Consider the following 16,052-nt stretch of genomic DNA (forward strand, 5'->3'; position numbering starts at 1 on the left):
TTTTCACGCCCCCTGCTACTGCCTTCAGGCCACTGCAGATAGTAGACGGTCGTGTGCTCAAAGGACAGATGATCGTGCAAACGATAGCGGCAACGACGCCGGTACGCGACCGAGACGGCCCGCGGGCATACCTACCTGGCGTTGATGGCGACAGCACCAGACGCCTCGGGCTGCTTTAGGACATCTTCTGTAATCGGCGTTTCAACCTGGCGCTTCGCAGAATCTGGATGGTGAGGTTGGTGCCGGCCAACATGGGAAACACCCCCAGAAATGTACGTTCGGAGGGTGTCGCTCCGTGCAAGTGGTAAAGACTGCCGAACACATAAAAGCAGCCGATCGCGAACAAAGCACCCGGGATGCCCAACGCCATCACGGAGCCACGTGCCGCAAGGAGTCGCGTCGCATAATTCAACTCATCTTGTGACATTGGTTGGCGTTTACGCACTTTGGTGACAACGGTCTTGGCGCTGCCCACTTCCTCACCTATCGGAGTGGTCGCTCGATCGCCCAAACGTTTGATGAATACGGCAGCCACGGACGCAAACACCAGCGCAAACGCAAGGCCTAGTAAGGTCAGCAAGCCATACAGATACGAACTCATGTTCCAGTCCTTGCTCCGCCGTGGAAAACCGAGGCTCGCGGAGAAGGCTACCCCAACGATCCAGGTGTCAGCGCTTTCCGGAGTCCTGGTCCTTGATCACATCCCGAACGATCAGTACGACCAGGATGATCAGGGCGAGCGGCACGAGCAGCTTGAAGACGATGGACGCGTGGCTGTACAGCAGGCCGTAGGCGACCGCTCCGATCACCACCATGACGAGCAGGATGGCGCGATTGATCTTGTCCGTACTCATTGCAGGAACCTCACTTCTCGACCTACTCGCGTTACGTCAGAACCCGAAGTCGCCGCCGCCGCCGGAATCGGACCCGCCGCCGAAGTCCGAACCGCCGCCGAAATCGGAGCCGCCGGAGTCCCAGCCGCCACCGGTGTCCCACCCGCCGCTAAAGCCCACGTCACCGCCGCCGGAGTATGCGGCGTCGCCGCCCGCGAATCCGATACCGGCGCCGCCCGAGTCCTGGTAGCCGCCGGTGAATCCCACGTCGGCCGGTGGGCTGTCGTAGCCCGCGGCCTGTCCGCCGTCATAGCTGTAGCTGTTGGCATCGGCGAAGGCGGAGTCGCGGCCGGCTTCGAAGCCGCGCTCGTAGCTGCCGCCCCAATGGTCGTCGAGCAACGCATCCATCAGCAGCACGTCGGCCAGCGCCCACGTCCAGCCCGGACCCCAGAACGCGTACGGGTAATACCCGGGGTAGAAGAACATCCCGTTGTGGTAGCCACCGCCGTAGTAGTACGGGTAGTCGGGCTGCGCAGTGGTGCTGTAGTTGTTGTTGGTGATCGTCACCGATTCGCCGGTGTCCGGGTTCCTGGCGCGCACGCTCGCCTGCTTGCGATCGTCGGGTGGTACCGAAGTCACGGCGGCAACGTCGGGCCTGGGTTGCCCGGGGTCGAGTTTGCGGTTGGCCTTGGCGACCGTGGACGCCACCACCCGAAGATGCGCCCGCGCGGCGCCGTAATCGCCTTTGTCATAAGCCGTTCGGGCGTCGTACAGGCTGGCGTTGGCTTTCAACTGCTCGGCGCTGACATCGGCGCCGCTCTCGGTCAGCACCGCGTTATCGAGGTCGCTGACACTCGACGTGGCCGCGATCAACTCCTGCTTGATCTCCTCGCGCGCCTCGGAGCTCTTGCGGTGCTTGCGATTTCGGCCCACCGCGAACCAGAGCAGGCCGGCCACGGCCAGCCCGATGCCGACGATGACCAGCGTCACCTTCAGCCAGGCCCAGTCGTCATGCTTTTCGTGCGCGACGTGCGAGGTGGTCACCGGACCGCGGGAGGCCGCTTTGACGCTCGCCAGCTTGCCGACGAAAGCGCTCGTCGCGCCGTACGGGTCGTTGCGATGATCCTTCGCCGACTGATTCATGAATTGATCGACGTTGTCCGCGATGGCCTTGGGCACGTTGTAGGCGCGTACGTGGTAGCCGCGAGAGTCGATGACCAGAATGACCCCGCTGAATTCGGCGTTGCGGGCCAGCATGGCGTCATGGACGGCGTCGGCCGTGGTCACACCGCTCTGCGCGGGCGACACCGCAGCGACCCAGATCGGAGGTCCCGAACTCCACGTCCACGAGCTGGTGAGGATCTGCTGGTTCACCTTGTCGGGGTTCTGCAGCGGCGGTCTGGCACCCGGGTCGACCACCACATGCGTCTGGGCGTCGAACCTGTTCACCAGCTGGTCTGTGTAGGTGTCGGCCGAGGCGGACGGGGCGAGCAGCAGTGCCAGCACCATGATCAACGCAGCCGGCGCAAGGCTGCGGAAGCGTGAAGTCACATCTCTCCTGCCGTCGTGTCGATCCTTGCGGCGGGCCGTGGAAGCGTCCACTTGTGACGTCGCCCTCAATGTCAGCACCGCCGAATACCGCGAGGAATTCCTCAGCGTGAGCGCCCACCCTAGCCCGTTTCCGGCGCATCCGCCGCCGGGGCAGGTTGCGCTGGTTACCGGGCAGCCGGCCAACCGCGAGCGCAGTACGGGATTTGCCCGGTCACCGCTAGATCTTGACCGTCAGTGGCCAGACGTTCCAGATCTCGTCGCAGTACTCGGTGATGGCGCGATCCGACGAGAACTTGCCGCTGCGCGCGGTGTTGAGGATCGACATCTTGGTCCACGATTCCCGGTCCTGCCAGGAAGCGCTGACCCGCTCCTGGCAGTCCAGGTAGGACGCATAGTCGGCGCACACCAGGAAGGGGTCGTCGTAGCGCAGGTTGTCCACCAGGGGCCGGAACACCTCGGTGTCCCCGCGCGAGAACGTCCCGCCGGCAATGAGATCCAGCACCGCGCGCAGCTCGTCGTTGCCATCGATGTAATCGGCCGGACGATATCCGTTGGCCTTGACCGCCGCGACCTGCTCCTCCGTCAGGCCGAACAGGAAGAAGTTCTCCGGGCCGACCTCGTCGCGCATCTCGACGTTCGCCCCGTCCAGGGTGCCGATGGTCAGCGCCCCGTTGATCATGAACTTCATGTTCCCCGTGCCGGAGGCTTCCTTGCCGGCGGTGGAGATCTGCTCGGACAAATCGGCGGCCGGGTAGATCATGTGGGCGTTCTGCACGTTGAAGTTGGGCACGAATGCCACCTTCAGGAATCGGTTCACGTCCGGATCCGCGTTCACCGTTTCCCCGACCGCGTTGATCAGCTTGATGATTCGCTTGGCCAGGAAATACCCGGGGGCAGCCTTGCCACCAAAGATGAAGGCGCGCTGCGGGATCGACAGGCCGGGATTCTGTTTGAGCCGGTGGTAGAGCGCGACGACGTGCAGGACGTTGAGGTGCTGGCGCTTGTATTCGTGGATGCGCTTGACCTGGACGTCGAACATCCAGTCTGGGTTCAGTTCGACGCCGGCAACCGAGTGGATGTATTTGGCCAGGCGTGACTTGTTGTTGCGCTTGATGTCGCGCCACTCGCGCCGGAAGGCGGCGTCGTCGACAAACGGCTCGAGCCCGCGCAGCCGGTCCAGATCGGTCAACCAGCCGTCACCGACGGTGCGGTCCAGCAGTTCGCGCAGCCCGGGGTTGGCCAGCGCGAGGAACCGGCGCGGCGTCACACCGTTGGTCTTGTTGCTGAACCGTTCCGGCCACATCTCGTAAAAGTCTTTGAGCACACTGCTTTTCAGTAGCTCCGAGTGAAGTGCGGCGACACCGTTGATGGCGTGGCTGCCGACGGTGGCCAGGTGTGCCATCCGGACGTGCTTGCCGCCGTTCTCACCGATCAACGACATCCGGGCTACGCGGTCCTCGTCACCGGGAAAGCGGCCGCGCACCTCGTCGAGGAACCGCCGGTTGATCTCGTAGATGATCTCCAGGTGGCGCGGCAGCGACTCGGCGAACATCTCCAGCGGCCAGGTCTCGAGCGCCTCGGGCAGCAGGGTGTGGTTGGTGTAGCCGAACGTCGCGACGGTGATGTCCCACGCCTCGTCCCAGTCCAATTCGCGCTCGTCGACCAGCAGCCGCATCAGCTCGGCGACCCCGATCGAGGGATGGGTGTCGTTGAGCTGCAAGGCAAACCGCTGCGGTAGTTCCTTGACGGACACGTCGGCGAGGTCGTCCATGATGTGCAGCACGTGTTGCAGCGAGCAGGAAACGAAGAAGTACTGCTGCAGCAGGCGCAGCCGCTTGCCAGCGTCGGGCTCGTCATTGGGGTACAGCACCTTGGTGACGGTCTCGGACGTGACCTCGTCCTCGACCGCCTTGTAGTAGTCACCGGTGTTGAAGGCCTCCAACGCAAATGACTTGACGGCGCGCGCGCTCCACAACGTCAGCACGTTGCAGGTGTTGACGCCGTAGCCCTGGATGGGTGTGTCGTAGGCGGTGCCCTTCAGCAGCCGTCCGGGCACCCAGCGGACGCGGTCGTGGCCGGCCTCGTCGGTGTAGTGCTCGGCATAGCCGCCCCACTTGACCAGGAAGCTGACGTCGGGTTTAGCGATCTCCCAAGGGTTTCCGTTGTCCAGCCAGTTGTCGGTCTGCTCGACCTGCCAGCCGTCGTGGATTTCCTGATCGAAGATGCCGAATTCGTAGCGGATGCCGTAGCCGATCGCAGGGCGCTCCAGGGTGGCCAGCGAGTCCAGGTAGCACGCGGCGAGCCTGCCGAGGCCCCCGTTGCCCAGCCCGGGTTCCTCCTCGCAGGCCAGGACCGTGTCGAGGTTCTGGCCCATCGCCGCCAGCGCCTCTCGGGCGGCCCGCTCCATCTGGAGGTTCAGCAGATTGTTGCCCAGTTGCGGCCCCATCAGGAATTCGGCCGACAGGTAGCAGGTCACCTTGCGCCCGAGGTCGAGTGAGGTCTGCGTCGAGACCACCCGGCGGTCCTGCATGCGGTCCCGCACCGCCAGAGCGAGCGCGCGGTAGTAATGCTCGGGGCGCCGCGCCGCCGCCGGGCGCCCGATCGAGTAGCGCAGGTGGTCGTTGATCGCCCGCTGTAGTGCCGCCGCGCCCATCCCGGTACGAGAATGCTCGACCAAGTCGGCCCGGGTGGGGTTGCCGGGGGAGAGTCCGTCGGAGGGCGTCTGATCGACATCGGTCATGGTGGGTCCTACTCGCTAGAGATGGTGTCAGCACGGCGTGGCCTACCCAGTGGCGTGCAGGCCGTCAGTCTCGCAGCGGTGTTTGCACACCAGGAGCGGAATTGAAGTCTGCCACGTGAACGGAAGCTCACTTACTGGCGACGAGAGAGCGTTGCCAGCCGGGGTCGGTGGCCGCGGCGGCGACCCCATAGCGCAGAATCCTCATCCGTGGGCCGGCCTGGTGGCGGTGAATCGACGGAGCCACGTCAACTGCCGTTGGCGTCGGCCGGCGCGCGTTGGCTCATCGCCGCGGCCGTCCTCGGCTCGGGGATTGCGCTCCTCGACGGGACCGTGGTCAACGTTGCGCTGCCTACCATCGGCCGGGAGCTTGGTGGGGGTCTGACCGGCCAACAATGGGTCCTCGATGGCTACCTGTTGACGCTGAGCGCCTTGCTCCTCTCCGGAGGCGCTGCGGGCGACCGGTACGGCCGGCGACGGGTCTTTCTTGCTGGACTGGTGGTTTTCAGCGTGGCTTCTCTCGGCTGCGGTTTGGCGCCGACGATCGGATGGCTGATCGGCGCTCGGCTGGTGCAGGGTGTCGGCGCGGCGGCGTTGGTCCCGGGCAGCCTTGCCCTGATCGACGCCGGCATCACCGACGGCGACCGCGGCCGTGCCGTCGGTCTCTGGGCGGGCATGTCCGGTGTGACGACGGCGCTGGGTCCGTTCATCGGCGGCTGGCTGGTCGACGCGGCGTCGTGGCACTGGGTTTTCCTCTTGAACCTTCCGCTGGCCGTCGCGGTGGCATGGATCGCTGCGCGGCACATCTCGGAATCTCGCGATCAAACCGCACGGGGCGGCCCCGACATCCTCGGGGCTGCCGCCGTCACGGTCGGCCTGGCGGGGGTCATCTTCGCGCTGATCGAGGCCCCTTCGCTCGGTTGGACATTCGTGACAGTCACCGCCGCCTGCGTGGGGCTGACTGCGTTGGTCGCTTTCCCCCTGATTGAACGACGCGCACCGTCGCCGCTGTTGCCCCAGGAGCTTTTCCGCTCAAGGCAATTCACCGGGGCCAATCTCACGACCTTGGCCGTGTACACGGCAATCGGCGGTGCGTTGTTCCTGTTGGCGCTGCAGCTGCAACAAAGCCTGCACTACTCTGCCCTCGCGGCAGGTCTGGCGACGCTGCCGATGACGATCATCATGATGATCGGCTCCCCGTTGGCCGGTGCGTTGGGGCAGCGGACCGGTCCCAGGCTGCCCATGACGGTCGGCCCGTTGGTCGCTGCGGGCGGTGTGGCGTTGATGGCGCGTATCGTGCCCGGGGCGACTTACCTGGCTGCAGTCCTGCCCGCGGTGGTTATCTTCAGCGTCGGCCTGGCGATCACGGTGGCGCCTCTGACTGCAGCCGTTCTTTCTGCGGTTCCTGATGCCTATGCCGGAACCGCTTCGGGTGTGAACAACGCGGTTTCGAGGATCGCGGGCCTTCTCGCAATCGCTGTGTTGCCAGTCGCCGCCGGGATCGACGCAGCCCCCGGGACGCCCCTCGGCCCCGGCTTCTCGCTCGCGATGATCATCATCGCAGTCGTATGTGTGGTCGGCGGAAGTGTCGCGCTGCTGACGATCCGCACCGGCGGCGACTTTGCGCATCAATTGGTGCCGGGCATCAACCACGCCTGCCAAGACCCGTGCACCCGACGACCAGGCAGCCGCGCGCCGGACGCGGTGTAGTTCTGCGACAGGAGCGCAAGGACTCGTTGGTTGCCACAGCGGACAAGCCGGGCGGTCAGTGCGCGCCGGTCAAATTCAGCGTCACCACCCCGGCGATGATCAGCCCGACGCCGAGAACCTTCGTCACGGATATCGACGAGCCCAGAAACAGCACTGCGATCAGCACGATCAGGGCGGTACCGATCGCGGACCACAACGCGTAGGCGACGTCGGTTTGCATACCGCGCGAAATCGACACCGCCAGCAGGGCGAAGGAGACTGCATAACCGATCAGGCACACCACGGTCGGCCACAGTCGGCTGAAGCCGTCGGTGCTCTTGAGCAGGCTGGTCGCTATCACCTCAGCGAATATGGCGCCGAGGAGAAAGAGATAAGTCAAAACGCCTCCTTGCATACCCAGGTACACGTACGTATTTACCTGACAGGGAGGCAATGGATCGTCTTCCACTCGCCGACGAAGGGTTGCGCCGTATGACGCTTGCCGGGCATCCACTGGAGCTCGATGTCAGTGAGGTGATCGGGGAACGCGCGGCGCTGGCCGCGACGTACTATCCCGCCCGCGGCGGCGAGCGGGCCCCCGCGGTGCTGGTTTGCCTGCCGGGCGGTACGTACAGCCGCGAATACTGGGACCTCGAGATCCCCGGCCACCACGGGTACAGCTTTGCCGGCTTCGCCACCGAGAACGGCTACGCTGTCGTGACGATCGACCCCTTGGGCACCGGCGAAAGCTCGCACCCCGCATGTGATTTCGACTTCGGCGATATCGCCGCAACGCTGGCGTGTGCCGTTTCCGCCCTGCCGGACACGATCGGCATCCACGCGCCGCCGGTCGCCGTGGCGCATTCGCTGGGCGGGTATCTGGCCATCACCCAGCAAGCGCTGTTTCCCGGTTATGCCGGGCTGGCGGTGCTCGGTTGCACCAATCAACACGTCGCGCCGCTGAACCTCGATGCGGCGATCATCGCGCGCTGCGCCACCCCGCAAGGCCGCACCGAGCTGGCCGCCGAAATCCTGTCCGCCCTTCCGCAGCCGTATTTCGAGGGGCCACGCGAGCACCTGCAGAGCTGGTTTCACCTCGCCGACGTGCCCGCCGACGTCGTCGCGGCCGACTCCGTCACCGCCAAGTCGGTGGTTCCCCGGGTGTTCGGCACGGCGATGATCCCCGGCGTCGTCGCCGAGCACGCGGCGCGAATCGACATCCCGGTGCTCGTCGGTTACGGCGTGGTCGACGTCTCGCCGGATCCGCGCGCCGAGGCCGGGCTGTACCGGAGCAGCCCCGACATCACCACGATCGTGCTGGCCGACAGCGCGCACTGCCACAACATGGCGTCGAGCCGGCATCGGCTGTGGCGTCGCCTGCTCGCCTGGGCCGCCACCGTAACCTTGCCAGCGTGATTAATGGGCTCGACCAGACACTGGCTCGCTACGCCCCTGCCGTGCTCAGCCTGTTTCGCTGCGTCTACGGTTTGCTCTTCGCCGCATACGGGTCGAGAAGCCTCTTTGACTGGCCCGTCCGCTCGCCCGTTCATATCGAGTTCGGACTCTGGCCGGAGTGGTACGCCGGCCTGATTGAAATCGTCGCGGGTCTGCTCATCGCAAGCGGGTTGTTCACCCGCGCCGTCGCGTTCGTCGCCTCGGGGGAGATGGCGGTCGCTTACTTCTCGATTCATCAACCCAAGGCGCTTTGGCCCGTCGCCGATCCGCCCGCAGGCAACGGTGGAGCCTTGGCGATCCTGTTCTGCTTCGCGTTCTTCCTGCTGGTCTTCTCCGGCGGCGGCGCCTACTCGCTCGATGCACTACGCCGAAAGACGTCCAGCTGAGGCTTCCCCTCGACCGGCGATAATGGCATTCTCTGATACGGAGAAGCTGTTTCCACCGACGGGCGGGTTCGGAGAGGTTGACGATGAGTGCACAACGCTGCGACGGGATGGTGGCTCTCGTCACCGGAAGCAGCCGGGGCCTGGGCAAGGCGATCGCCGTGCGGCTGGCCGAACGCGGGGCCACGGTGGCGTTGACCGCCCGCACGATGGACCCCGATCCGAAGTACCAGGGGTCGCTGAGCCAGACGCGCGACGATATCGTCGGCGCGGGCGGCAAAGCCGTTGCGGTCCAAGCGGATCTGTCCCAATCCGAGGACCGGGAACGTCTTTTCGCCGAGGTGACCGGTGCCGTCGGCGCGCCCGACATCCTGGTCAACAACGCCGCGGTGACGTTCCTGCGGCCCCTCGACGGGTTTCCCGAGCGACGCGCCCGGCTGATGATGGAGATGCACGTGCTCGGGCCCCTGCACCTGTGTCAGCTGGCGATACCCGCGATGCGCGAGCGCGGACGCGGCTGGATCTTGAACCTGACCTCGGTGGGCGGCGACCTGCCGGCCGGGCCGCCGTTCTCGGAGTTCGACCGGACCGCCGGCTTCGGCATCTACGGCACGGCCAAGGCCGCGCTCAATCGGTTGACGAAAAGCCTTGCGGCCGAACTCTATGACGACGGCATCGCGGTGAACGCCGCCGCCCCGTCCAATCCGGTGGCCACGCCCGGCGCCGGCACCCTCGATCTGGCGAAGACCGACACCGAGGACATCGCGCTGATTACCGAGACCGCGTTCCGGCTGTGCACGGGCGATCCGAAGACGCTGACCGGGCGCGTCGCACACACCCAGCCTTTCCTCGCCGAGGTCGGCTGGACCGCGCCGGCGGGCTGAATGGCCGAGCTCGACCCCACCGAGCTGCGCCGGCGGCTCGACCGCGCCGGCGTCACCGATGTCGTCCCGCTGGCCGGGGGAGCCTCCAGTCTGACCTTCGCGGGCACCAGCGACGGCCAACGCGTGGTGATCAAGGTCGCCCCGCCCGGCGTCGAACCGGTCGCGCATCGCGACATGCTGCGTCAGGCCCGCATCATCAAAGCGCTTGCCGCAACCAGTGTTCCGGTGCCGGAGGTGCTGTGGGAGGACGCGGGGCGCCCGCCCGCCACACCACCGCTGTACGTGATGTCACATATCGACGGCGAATGTGTGGAGCCGTTATTCGACGATTGCCCACCCGTGTCCCATGTAGGCGATCGGTACCGAAATGCGTGCCGCACCATGGCCGCGCTGCACAGCCTCGCGCCGGCGGACCTCGGGCTGGGCGATGAGCCGGTGGTCGACCCGACCGCCGAAGTCCACCGGTGGTCCGACACGCTGCGGACCGTCGACCCGGCGCTGGCGCCCGACTGGCCGAAAGTGCGCGACGCGCTGCTGGATTGCGCGCCGGGCGCGATGGCGTCCCGCGTGGTGCACGGTGACTTCCGGCTGGGCAACCTGCTCGCGGCCGGATCACGCGTCAACGCCGTCATCGACTGGGAGATCTGGTCGATAGGCGATCCGCGCATCGATGCGGGCTGGTTTTTGATCAACTGCGATCCCGACACGTATCGGCGGGTTAACGTGCCCGACGGCATGGTGCCACCAATCGCAGAGCTCGCCGAGCTGTACCGGTCTGAGTTAGGTTGCGACGTCAGCGATTTGGGCTGGTTCACCGCGCTGGCGTGCTTCAAGTCGGTGGCGACGTGGTCGCTGATTGTCAAACACAATCGCCGGCGAGCTGCGCCGCGGGCCGAATTGGAAGCCATGGCAGCGGTTTTGCCGAGACTGCTCGAGCGTGCCCGGTCGACGCTGGCTTAGCGTCGGGGATACGCCTTACTGGCAGCGGACCAGTAGATTTTCGCAGATCATTCCGACGTCACCCGTGTCGTTCACGGGCTGGCCCTCATTGGATGGGTTGGTCCAGGTGGTCGGGAACGGGCTCCACACGTCGTCGACCCAAGGCGGTTGGGGGCGCGGATCGACGTTCGGGTCCGCGTGCGCGATGCCGGCGCCGCTCGCCAGGGCGATGGCCGTCGTCGCGCAGACCAGCAGTCCGCGAGCGCGCGTGCGAAGAGTCATCCCCGCCTCCTCGGTTTCGGCCGGGAATGTTGGCTTTGCGGAGGCCAAGTCTACCTGAGCCCCATATCGCGTAACAGTTACAAACACACAACAACTTCGGCCGGGCGCCCAGCAAATTTCGCTACTCGAATTGCCGGGTGAGTACGGTTTCGCCCGTGAGGCCCATCGCCGTGGTCGTTCGTCGCGCAATGGTGGCTGCCGCCTGCCTGGTGATTTCATTGCCTACGGCGGCCACGACGGGTGCAGATCCCGATGTCGCCCCTGCCGCTGCGGAAGCGGCGCCGGAGGCCGACGGAGCAATGCCCTCGAATCCTCCCGCGATCCTCCATACCCCTGACGGCTGGACGCTGGGTGTAGGCGCCAGGGACGAGCAGCAGGTTCCGGTGGCGCCGTTGACCACCGCTGTTTCGTCCCGTGAGTACCTCGCCAGCGGGATATTCGTCGGCTCGCTGATAGGACCGGGACAGCCCCAGGGCGTCCTCGAGGTGGGTTACGAGATCGGTTGCGGAATCGACATGAGCACGTCCGATGGCGTCACGATCGGGGGTACCGCCGGCATCACCCCGGGCGTGACGGGCCCGGTGAGCGGTGTGCCGTTCGACCTGCTGCCGTTGGTTCTTTTTCCCACCGCGGGTGTGCTCAATGTAGGCCTCAAGCCCGGCCTGGTGGTTGTGGTGCCGGTGGTCAAGAAGCAGTTCAGAGGATCAAATCCCTGGGTGATGGTCAGCAACTTCCACGTCAAGATCGACGGCTGCGTGGGCGAGTCGTTCATCCGTTCCTATGCGGTGCTGAATCGAGTGACCGACGAATCCGATGTGGTGCTGTCCTACATCGGTGTCACCAAAAAGGTCTGATGCGGCTCGCTGCTCAGCCGCGGGGAATGCCCGCCAGCTTGTCGGCGAACTTGGCCTCGGCGGCCGCCCGCAACCGCAGCAGATGTTCGGAGGGAAACAGATCGGGCGCGGGTTCACGGTCTTTCAGCAACAGCCTGCCCAGCGTGACCTTGTGCACTTCGGTCGGGCCATCGGCCAGCCCGAGCACGAACGACTCGACCAGGTACTGCACGAACGGCATCTCGTGCGTGGTGCCTAACGACCCGTGCACCTGAAGCGCCCGCGACGACACGTCATGCAGGACCTTCTGCATCATCGCCTTCACCGCCGAGATGTCGGCCCGCACGGCCTTGTAGTCGTTGAATTGGTCGATCTTCCAAGCCGTTTGAAGGGTCAACAGGCGGAACGCCTCGATCTCCATCCACGAGTCGGCGACCATTTCCTGCACCAGTTGCTTGTTGGCCAGCGGCTCGCCCTGGGTGTAGCGCGACACCGCGCGCTCGCAGATCATGTCGTAGATCCGGCGGACCAGGCCCACGGTGCGCATCGCGTGGTGAATCCGCCCGCCGCCCAAGCGAGTCTGGGCGACCACGAACGCCCCGCCGCGCGGGCCCAACATATGATCGGCCGGGACGCGGACGTTTTCGTAGCGGACATAACCCTCGCGTCCACCGCCTGTCGGCTGGTAACCCAGCCCGACGTCGCGCAGCACGTTGATGCCGGGGGTGTCGCCGGGAACGACGAACATCGAGTAGCGCTCATAGGGTGGCGCCTCCGGGTCGGTCATCGCCATCACGATGATGAACGACGCCATCGAGGCGAACGACGAAAACCACTTCTCCCCGTTGATGACCCAGTGATCGCCGTCCTGCACCGCGGTGGTGCGAAACACCTTCGGGTCGGCCCCGCCCTGCGGCTCGGTCATCGAGAAACACGAGATGATGCGGTTGTCCAGCAGCGGCTCCAGGTAGCGCTCCTTGAGCTCGGGTGTGCCGTAGTGCGCCAGGATCTCGCTGTTGCCGGAATCGGGCGCCTGCGAGCCGAAGACGATCGGCGCGCATTCCGAGCGGCCCAGGATCTCGTTGAGCAGCGCCAATTTCACCTGCCCGTAGCCCGGACCGCCCAGGTGCGGGCCGAGGTGGGTGGCCCACAGCCCGCGCTTTTTCACCACCTCCTGCAGCGGCGGGATGAGCGCCTGCCGCACCGGGTCGTTCAGGTCGTGAGATTCCTTCACAATCAAGTCGATCGGCTCGCACTCCTCGCGCACGAAGCCTTCGACCCAGAGCAGTTGTTCTGCCCACTCCGGGTCGGTGGCGAAGTCCCACGACATCTGTTACCCCTTCTCGCTCTGCGCCACCACGCCTGCGTCTTCCAGCTCGGTGATGGCCTGTGTGTCCAAACCCAGTTCGCCCAACAGCGCGCGGGTGTGATCGCCCGGCAACGACGGAGACGCCGGCGCAGCCGGACGGGTCCGGGAAAAGCGCGGCGCCGGAGCGGGTTGCGTGATGCCGTCGAGCTCGATGAACGTCTGCCGCGCGGCGTTGTGCGGATGCCGCGGCGCCTCGGTCAGCGAAAGCACCGGTGTCGCACAGCATCCCGGGGTATCGAGCAGACGCCCCCACTCGTCACGGCTCTTCTCGGCGAAGCGCGCGGCCAGCGCGGCCCGGTGGGCGGCCCACGCCGCCGGATTGCCATCGTCATGGGGCACATCCACATTCAGCCGGCCGCACAGTTCGGCGTAGAACTTCGGCTCCATCGCGCCGACGGCGATGTGGCCCCCGTCGGCAGTCGCGTAGGCCCCGTAGAAGTGAGCGGCGCCATCGAGCAGATTGTCCTGACGCCGGTCGTGCCACGTGCCGGCGGGAAGCATGCCGAAATACGGCGCCAGCAGGGCGGCGACGCCGTCGACCATCGCCACGTCGAGGACCTGACCCGCACCCGACTCGCGGGCCTCGAGGATCGCGCTGAGCAACCCGACCGCCAACAGCATTCCGCCGCCGCCATAGTCGCCGACGAGATTCAGCGGCGGCACCGGTGATTCGGCGGTGCCGATGGCGTGCAGGGCGCCCGTCAGCGCAAGGTAGTTGATGTCGTGACCCGCGTGACCGGCCAGCGGCCCGTCCTGCCCGTAGCCGGTCATGCGGGCGTAGACCAGGCGGGGATTGCGTTCCCGCAGCGCGTCCGGACCGATGCCGAGGCGTTCGGCCACGCCGGGCCGGTACACGTCGACGAAGGCGTCGGCATTGGCGGCCAGCCGATGGACGAGGTCCCGGCCGCGCGGATCCTTCACGTCGGCCGCCAGTGACCGCTGGCTGCGACGGACCGTGTGGTCGACGGGCAGCGGGCCGTCCACGCCGGCCAGGGCGTCGATGCGGATCACATCGGCGCCCAAGTCTCCCAACAGCATTCCGCAAAACGGTGCGGGCCCCAATCCGCCCATCATGACGATGCGCACGCCGAGTAGGGGACCGGTCATGAAGACCACTTCTTGCGGCGATCGGCCGCCTCGTCGGTCGCGTGCGAAATCACCTGATTGCGGTTCTCCATCTCCATGGCCGACGCCAGGCTGGTGGCGTCGGTGTTGACCTGAAGGGCGCGCTTGGTCAGTTGGGCTCCGAGCGGGGCATGGCTCGCGATCAGCGACGCCAATTCCACCGCGCGGTCGGCCAGCCGGTCCGGCTCGACGAGCTCACTGACCAGACCCCGTCGGTCGGCCTCGGTGGCCGACACGGTGCGCCCGGTGAGCATCCAGTCGGCGGCCACGCTGGTGCCGACGATGCGCGGCAGGTGATAGCTCATGCCCATCTCGGCGCCAGAGAGCCCCAGCAGGATCGCGGCGTTGCCGAAAGACGCTGCGGCCGAGCAGATTCGGATGTCGGCGGCCAGGCACAGCGCCAGTCCCGCGCCCACGCAGGGGCCGTTGACCGCGGCGATGACGGGCTGCGGCAACGCGTGCACCGCTTCGGCGAGGGCGGCCATCCGCTCCTGAAAACGCATCCGGTCCAGCGCGGGCGCGCTGGCATCCAGCATGGAGGGGCCGAAGTCGCGCATGTCGATACCCGCACAGAACCCGCGTCCGGCGCCGGTCAACACGACGGCGCGCACCGAGCGGTCGACGGTCAAATCGCTCAAGGTCTGCCGCAATTCGGTTTGCATCGCCTCGTCGATGGCGTTGAGCCGCTGCGGGCGATTGAGCCGCAGGATGACGACCCCATCGCCGGGCCGGTCGAGCTCCACGGTGTCCGGCATGGTCACACCCGCTCGACGATCGTCGCCGTGCCCATCCCGCCGCCGGTGCACATGGTCACCAGTCCCGTTGTCAGGTCCCGGCGTTCGAGCTCGTCGAGCACGGTGCCGATCAGCATCGCGCCGGTGGCGCCGATGGGGTGCCCGAGCGCGATCGCGCCGCCGTTGACGTTGACCACCTCGGGGTCGATGTCGAGATCGCGCATGGTCTTGAGCGGGACGGCGGCGAAGGCCTCGTTGATCTCCCAGAGATCGATGTCGGCGACGGTCATTCCGGCCCGCTCGAGGCATCGCTGAGCCGCCGGTCCGGGTGCGGTGAGCATGATGACCGGTTCGCTGCCGATGGCCGCGGTGGCCCGGATCTGCGCTCGCGGCGTCACCCGATGGGTGTGCATCCAGTTCGAGGAGGCCAGCGCCACCGCGGCGGCGCCGTCGACCACCCCCGAGGAATTGCCCGCATGATGCACGTGATCGATGCGGTCGATGCCCGGATAGCGCTGCAGGCAGATCTCGTCGAACGTGCGCTGCTCACCATCGGCACACGCGGCGCCCATCGCGGCGAAGGCCGGTTTGAGGCGGCCCAGCGACTCGGTGGTGGTGCCCGGGCGGGGATGCTCGTCACGGTCGACGCAACCGTCCGGCGTCGGCACGTCGACCAGCGACCGCGCGAAGCGCCCCTGCTCGATGGCCGCGGCGGCGCGGCGCTGGCTCTGCGCGGCGTAGGCGTCGACGTTCTCGCGGCTGAATCCCTCCAGGGTGGCGATGAGGTCGGCCGAAATGCCCTGCGGAACAGTCGGATACAGCGCGCGAAGGTCCGGGTTGTTGCCGTCGATGGTCGGGACGCCGGCCGTGACGTCCCAGCGCGACATCGACTCGACGCCGCCGGCGATCACCAGATCCTCGCTGCCCGCGGCGATGCCGGAGGCCGCGACGGTCACCGCCTGCTGGCCCGACCCGCAGAATCGGCTCAGCGTCATCCCGGGAACGCTCTCGGGCCAGCCGGCCAGCAGCACCGAGAGGCGGGCGATGTCGTCGCCGTGGTCTCCGGACAGGATGCCGTTGCCGGCGATCACGTCATCGACGTCGGCCGGTTCGAAGCCGGTCCGCTCCGCCAGCGCGGTGAGACACCGGGCGAGCAGGGCTTGCGGGTGCACGCCGTGCAGTCCGCCGTCCGGGCGGCCACGCCCGCGGGGCGTGCGGACCGCGTCGAGAATCCAGGC

Annotated in this window: 16 protein-coding genes; 6 read left to right on the forward strand and 10 right to left on the reverse strand. The window is 66.6% G+C overall.

The genetic code is table 11. From position 1 onward, the window contains the following. Positions 1-175: 175 nt before the first annotated feature. The 4 genes from A5760_RS01640 to A5760_RS01655 form a co-directional block, all read right to left on the reverse strand. The gene (locus A5760_RS01640) at positions 176-601 is read right to left on the reverse strand and encodes a hypothetical protein (protein WP_064877345.1); all 426 of its coding nucleotides are present in this window, start codon (positions 599-601) and stop codon (positions 176-178) included. Positions 602-668: 67 nt separating this feature from the next. Beyond that, positions 669-854 carry a hypothetical protein gene (locus A5760_RS01645; RefSeq protein WP_064877346.1) on the reverse strand — a complete coding sequence of 62 codons (186 nt, stop codon included), beginning with the start codon at positions 852-854 and terminating at the stop codon, positions 669-671. 36 nt (positions 855-890) lie between these two features. Further along, entirely contained in the window at positions 891-2,384 is a 1,494-nt protein-coding gene (locus A5760_RS01650) for a hypothetical protein (protein ID WP_064877347.1), read from the reverse strand. A 217-nt stretch (positions 2,385-2,601) separates the two neighbouring features. Further along, positions 2,602-5,037: a glycogen/starch/alpha-glucan phosphorylase gene (locus tag A5760_RS01655; protein WP_064877462.1), complete on the reverse strand. Its 2,436-nt coding sequence runs from the start codon at positions 5,035-5,037 to the stop codon at positions 2,602-2,604. A gap of 342 nt (positions 5,038-5,379) precedes the next feature. Here A5760_RS01655 and A5760_RS01660 point away from each other — a divergent pair, with 342 nt between their 5' ends. Beyond that, positions 5,380-6,831 (forward strand): MFS transporter, encoded by a 1,452-nt coding sequence (locus A5760_RS01660; RefSeq protein ID WP_231122518.1) that lies wholly within the window; start codon positions 5,380-5,382, stop codon positions 6,829-6,831. Positions 6,832-6,886: 55 nt separating this feature from the next. Here the strand turns inward: A5760_RS01660 and A5760_RS01665 are convergent, their stop codons facing one another. Then, positions 6,887-7,210: a DMT family transporter gene (locus tag A5760_RS01665; protein ID WP_076051517.1), complete on the reverse strand. Its 324-nt coding sequence runs from the start codon at positions 7,208-7,210 to the stop codon at positions 6,887-6,889. 92 nt (positions 7,211-7,302) lie between these two features. Here A5760_RS01665 and A5760_RS01670 point away from each other — a divergent pair, with 92 nt between their 5' ends. The 4 genes from A5760_RS01670 (at position 7,303) to A5760_RS01685 (ending at position 10,492) form a co-directional block, all read left to right on the forward strand. Beyond that, the gene (locus A5760_RS01670; protein ID WP_155764167.1) at positions 7,303-8,226 is read left to right on the forward strand and encodes an alpha/beta hydrolase; all 924 of its coding nucleotides are present in this window, start codon (positions 7,303-7,305) and stop codon (positions 8,224-8,226) included. After that, positions 8,223-8,651 carry a DoxX family protein gene (locus A5760_RS01675; protein ID WP_064877350.1) on the forward strand — a complete coding sequence of 143 codons (429 nt, stop codon included), beginning with the start codon at positions 8,223-8,225 and terminating at the stop codon, positions 8,649-8,651. The genes A5760_RS01670 and A5760_RS01675 overlap by 4 nt, the downstream gene beginning before the upstream one ends. A gap of 83 nt (positions 8,652-8,734) precedes the next feature. Next, a complete protein-coding gene (locus tag A5760_RS01680) occupies positions 8,735-9,532 on the forward strand; it encodes an SDR family NAD(P)-dependent oxidoreductase (protein ID WP_064877351.1) in 798 nt (265 codons plus the stop codon). After that, positions 9,533-10,492: a phosphotransferase family protein gene (locus A5760_RS01685; RefSeq protein WP_064877352.1), complete on the forward strand. Its 960-nt coding sequence runs from the start codon at positions 9,533-9,535 to the stop codon at positions 10,490-10,492. Between the two features lie 15 nt (positions 10,493-10,507). On the opposite strand, the gene A5760_RS01690 is transcribed toward A5760_RS01685, so the two are convergent. Then, on the reverse strand, positions 10,508-10,753 hold the full coding sequence (locus A5760_RS01690; protein ID WP_064877353.1) for a hypothetical protein: 246 nt from the start codon (positions 10,751-10,753) through the stop codon (positions 10,508-10,510). A gap of 170 nt (positions 10,754-10,923) precedes the next feature. On the opposite strand from A5760_RS01690, the gene A5760_RS01695 reads away from it, so the two are divergent. Next, positions 10,924-11,607, forward strand: coding sequence for an MspA family porin (locus A5760_RS01695; protein WP_082279296.1), 684 nt, complete (start codon positions 10,924-10,926; stop codon positions 11,605-11,607). A gap of 13 nt (positions 11,608-11,620) precedes the next feature. On the opposite strand, the gene A5760_RS01700 is transcribed toward A5760_RS01695, so the two are convergent. The 4 genes from A5760_RS01700 to A5760_RS01715 are packed head-to-tail and all read right to left on the reverse strand — an operon-like array spanning position 11,621 to position 16,046. After that, the gene (locus A5760_RS01700; protein ID WP_064877355.1) at positions 11,621-12,916 is read right to left on the reverse strand and encodes an acyl-CoA dehydrogenase family protein; all 1,296 of its coding nucleotides are present in this window, start codon (positions 12,914-12,916) and stop codon (positions 11,621-11,623) included. Positions 12,917-12,919: 3 nt separating this feature from the next. Beyond that, positions 12,920-14,062 carry a CaiB/BaiF CoA transferase family protein gene (locus tag A5760_RS01705; RefSeq protein ID WP_064877356.1) on the reverse strand — a complete coding sequence of 381 codons (1,143 nt, stop codon included), beginning with the start codon at positions 14,060-14,062 and terminating at the stop codon, positions 12,920-12,922. After that, positions 14,059-14,835: an enoyl-CoA hydratase/isomerase family protein gene (locus A5760_RS01710; protein WP_064877357.1), complete on the reverse strand. Its 777-nt coding sequence runs from the start codon at positions 14,833-14,835 to the stop codon at positions 14,059-14,061. Before A5760_RS01710 ends, A5760_RS01705 begins: the two co-directional genes overlap by 4 nt. Before the next feature lie 2 nt (positions 14,836-14,837). Then, entirely contained in the window at positions 14,838-16,046 is a 1,209-nt protein-coding gene (locus A5760_RS01715) for an acetyl-CoA C-acetyltransferase (RefSeq protein WP_231122523.1), read from the reverse strand. Positions 16,047-16,052: the final 6 nt, after the last annotated feature.

Origin of the sequence: Mycobacterium colombiense, assembly GCF_001665835.1 — a bacterium.
Classification (GTDB): domain Bacteria; phylum Actinomycetota; class Actinomycetes; order Mycobacteriales; family Mycobacteriaceae; genus Mycobacterium; species Mycobacterium colombiense_A.

Coding starts and splice junctions, on each gene's coding strand:
- A5760_RS01640 (WP_064877345.1), bottom strand. CDS start 601: ATGAGTTCGTATCTGTATGGCTTGCTGACCTTACTAGGCCTTGCGTTT.
- A5760_RS01645 (WP_064877346.1), bottom strand. CDS start 854: ATGAGTACGGACAAGATCAATCGCGCCATCCTGCTCGTCATGGTGGTG.
- A5760_RS01655 (WP_064877462.1), bottom strand. CDS start 5,037: ATGGGCGCGGCGGCACTACAGCGGGCGATCAACGACCACCTGCGCTAC.
- A5760_RS01670 (WP_155764167.1), top strand. CDS start 7,303: ATGACGCTTGCCGGGCATCCACTGGAGCTCGATGTCAGTGAGGTGATC.
- A5760_RS01680 (WP_064877351.1), top strand. CDS start 8,735: ATGAGTGCACAACGCTGCGACGGGATGGTGGCTCTCGTCACCGGAAGC.
- A5760_RS01685 (WP_064877352.1), top strand. CDS start 9,533: ATGGCCGAGCTCGACCCCACCGAGCTGCGCCGGCGGCTCGACCGCGCC.
- A5760_RS01690 (WP_064877353.1), bottom strand. CDS start 10,753: ATGACTCTTCGCACGCGCGCTCGCGGACTGCTGGTCTGCGCGACGACG.
- A5760_RS01700 (WP_064877355.1), bottom strand. CDS start 12,916: ATGTCGTGGGACTTCGCCACCGACCCGGAGTGGGCAGAACAACTGCTC.
- A5760_RS01705 (WP_064877356.1), bottom strand. CDS start 14,062: ATGACCGGTCCCCTACTCGGCGTGCGCATCGTCATGATGGGCGGATTG.
- A5760_RS01710 (WP_064877357.1), bottom strand. CDS start 14,835: ATGCCGGACACCGTGGAGCTCGACCGGCCCGGCGATGGGGTCGTCATC.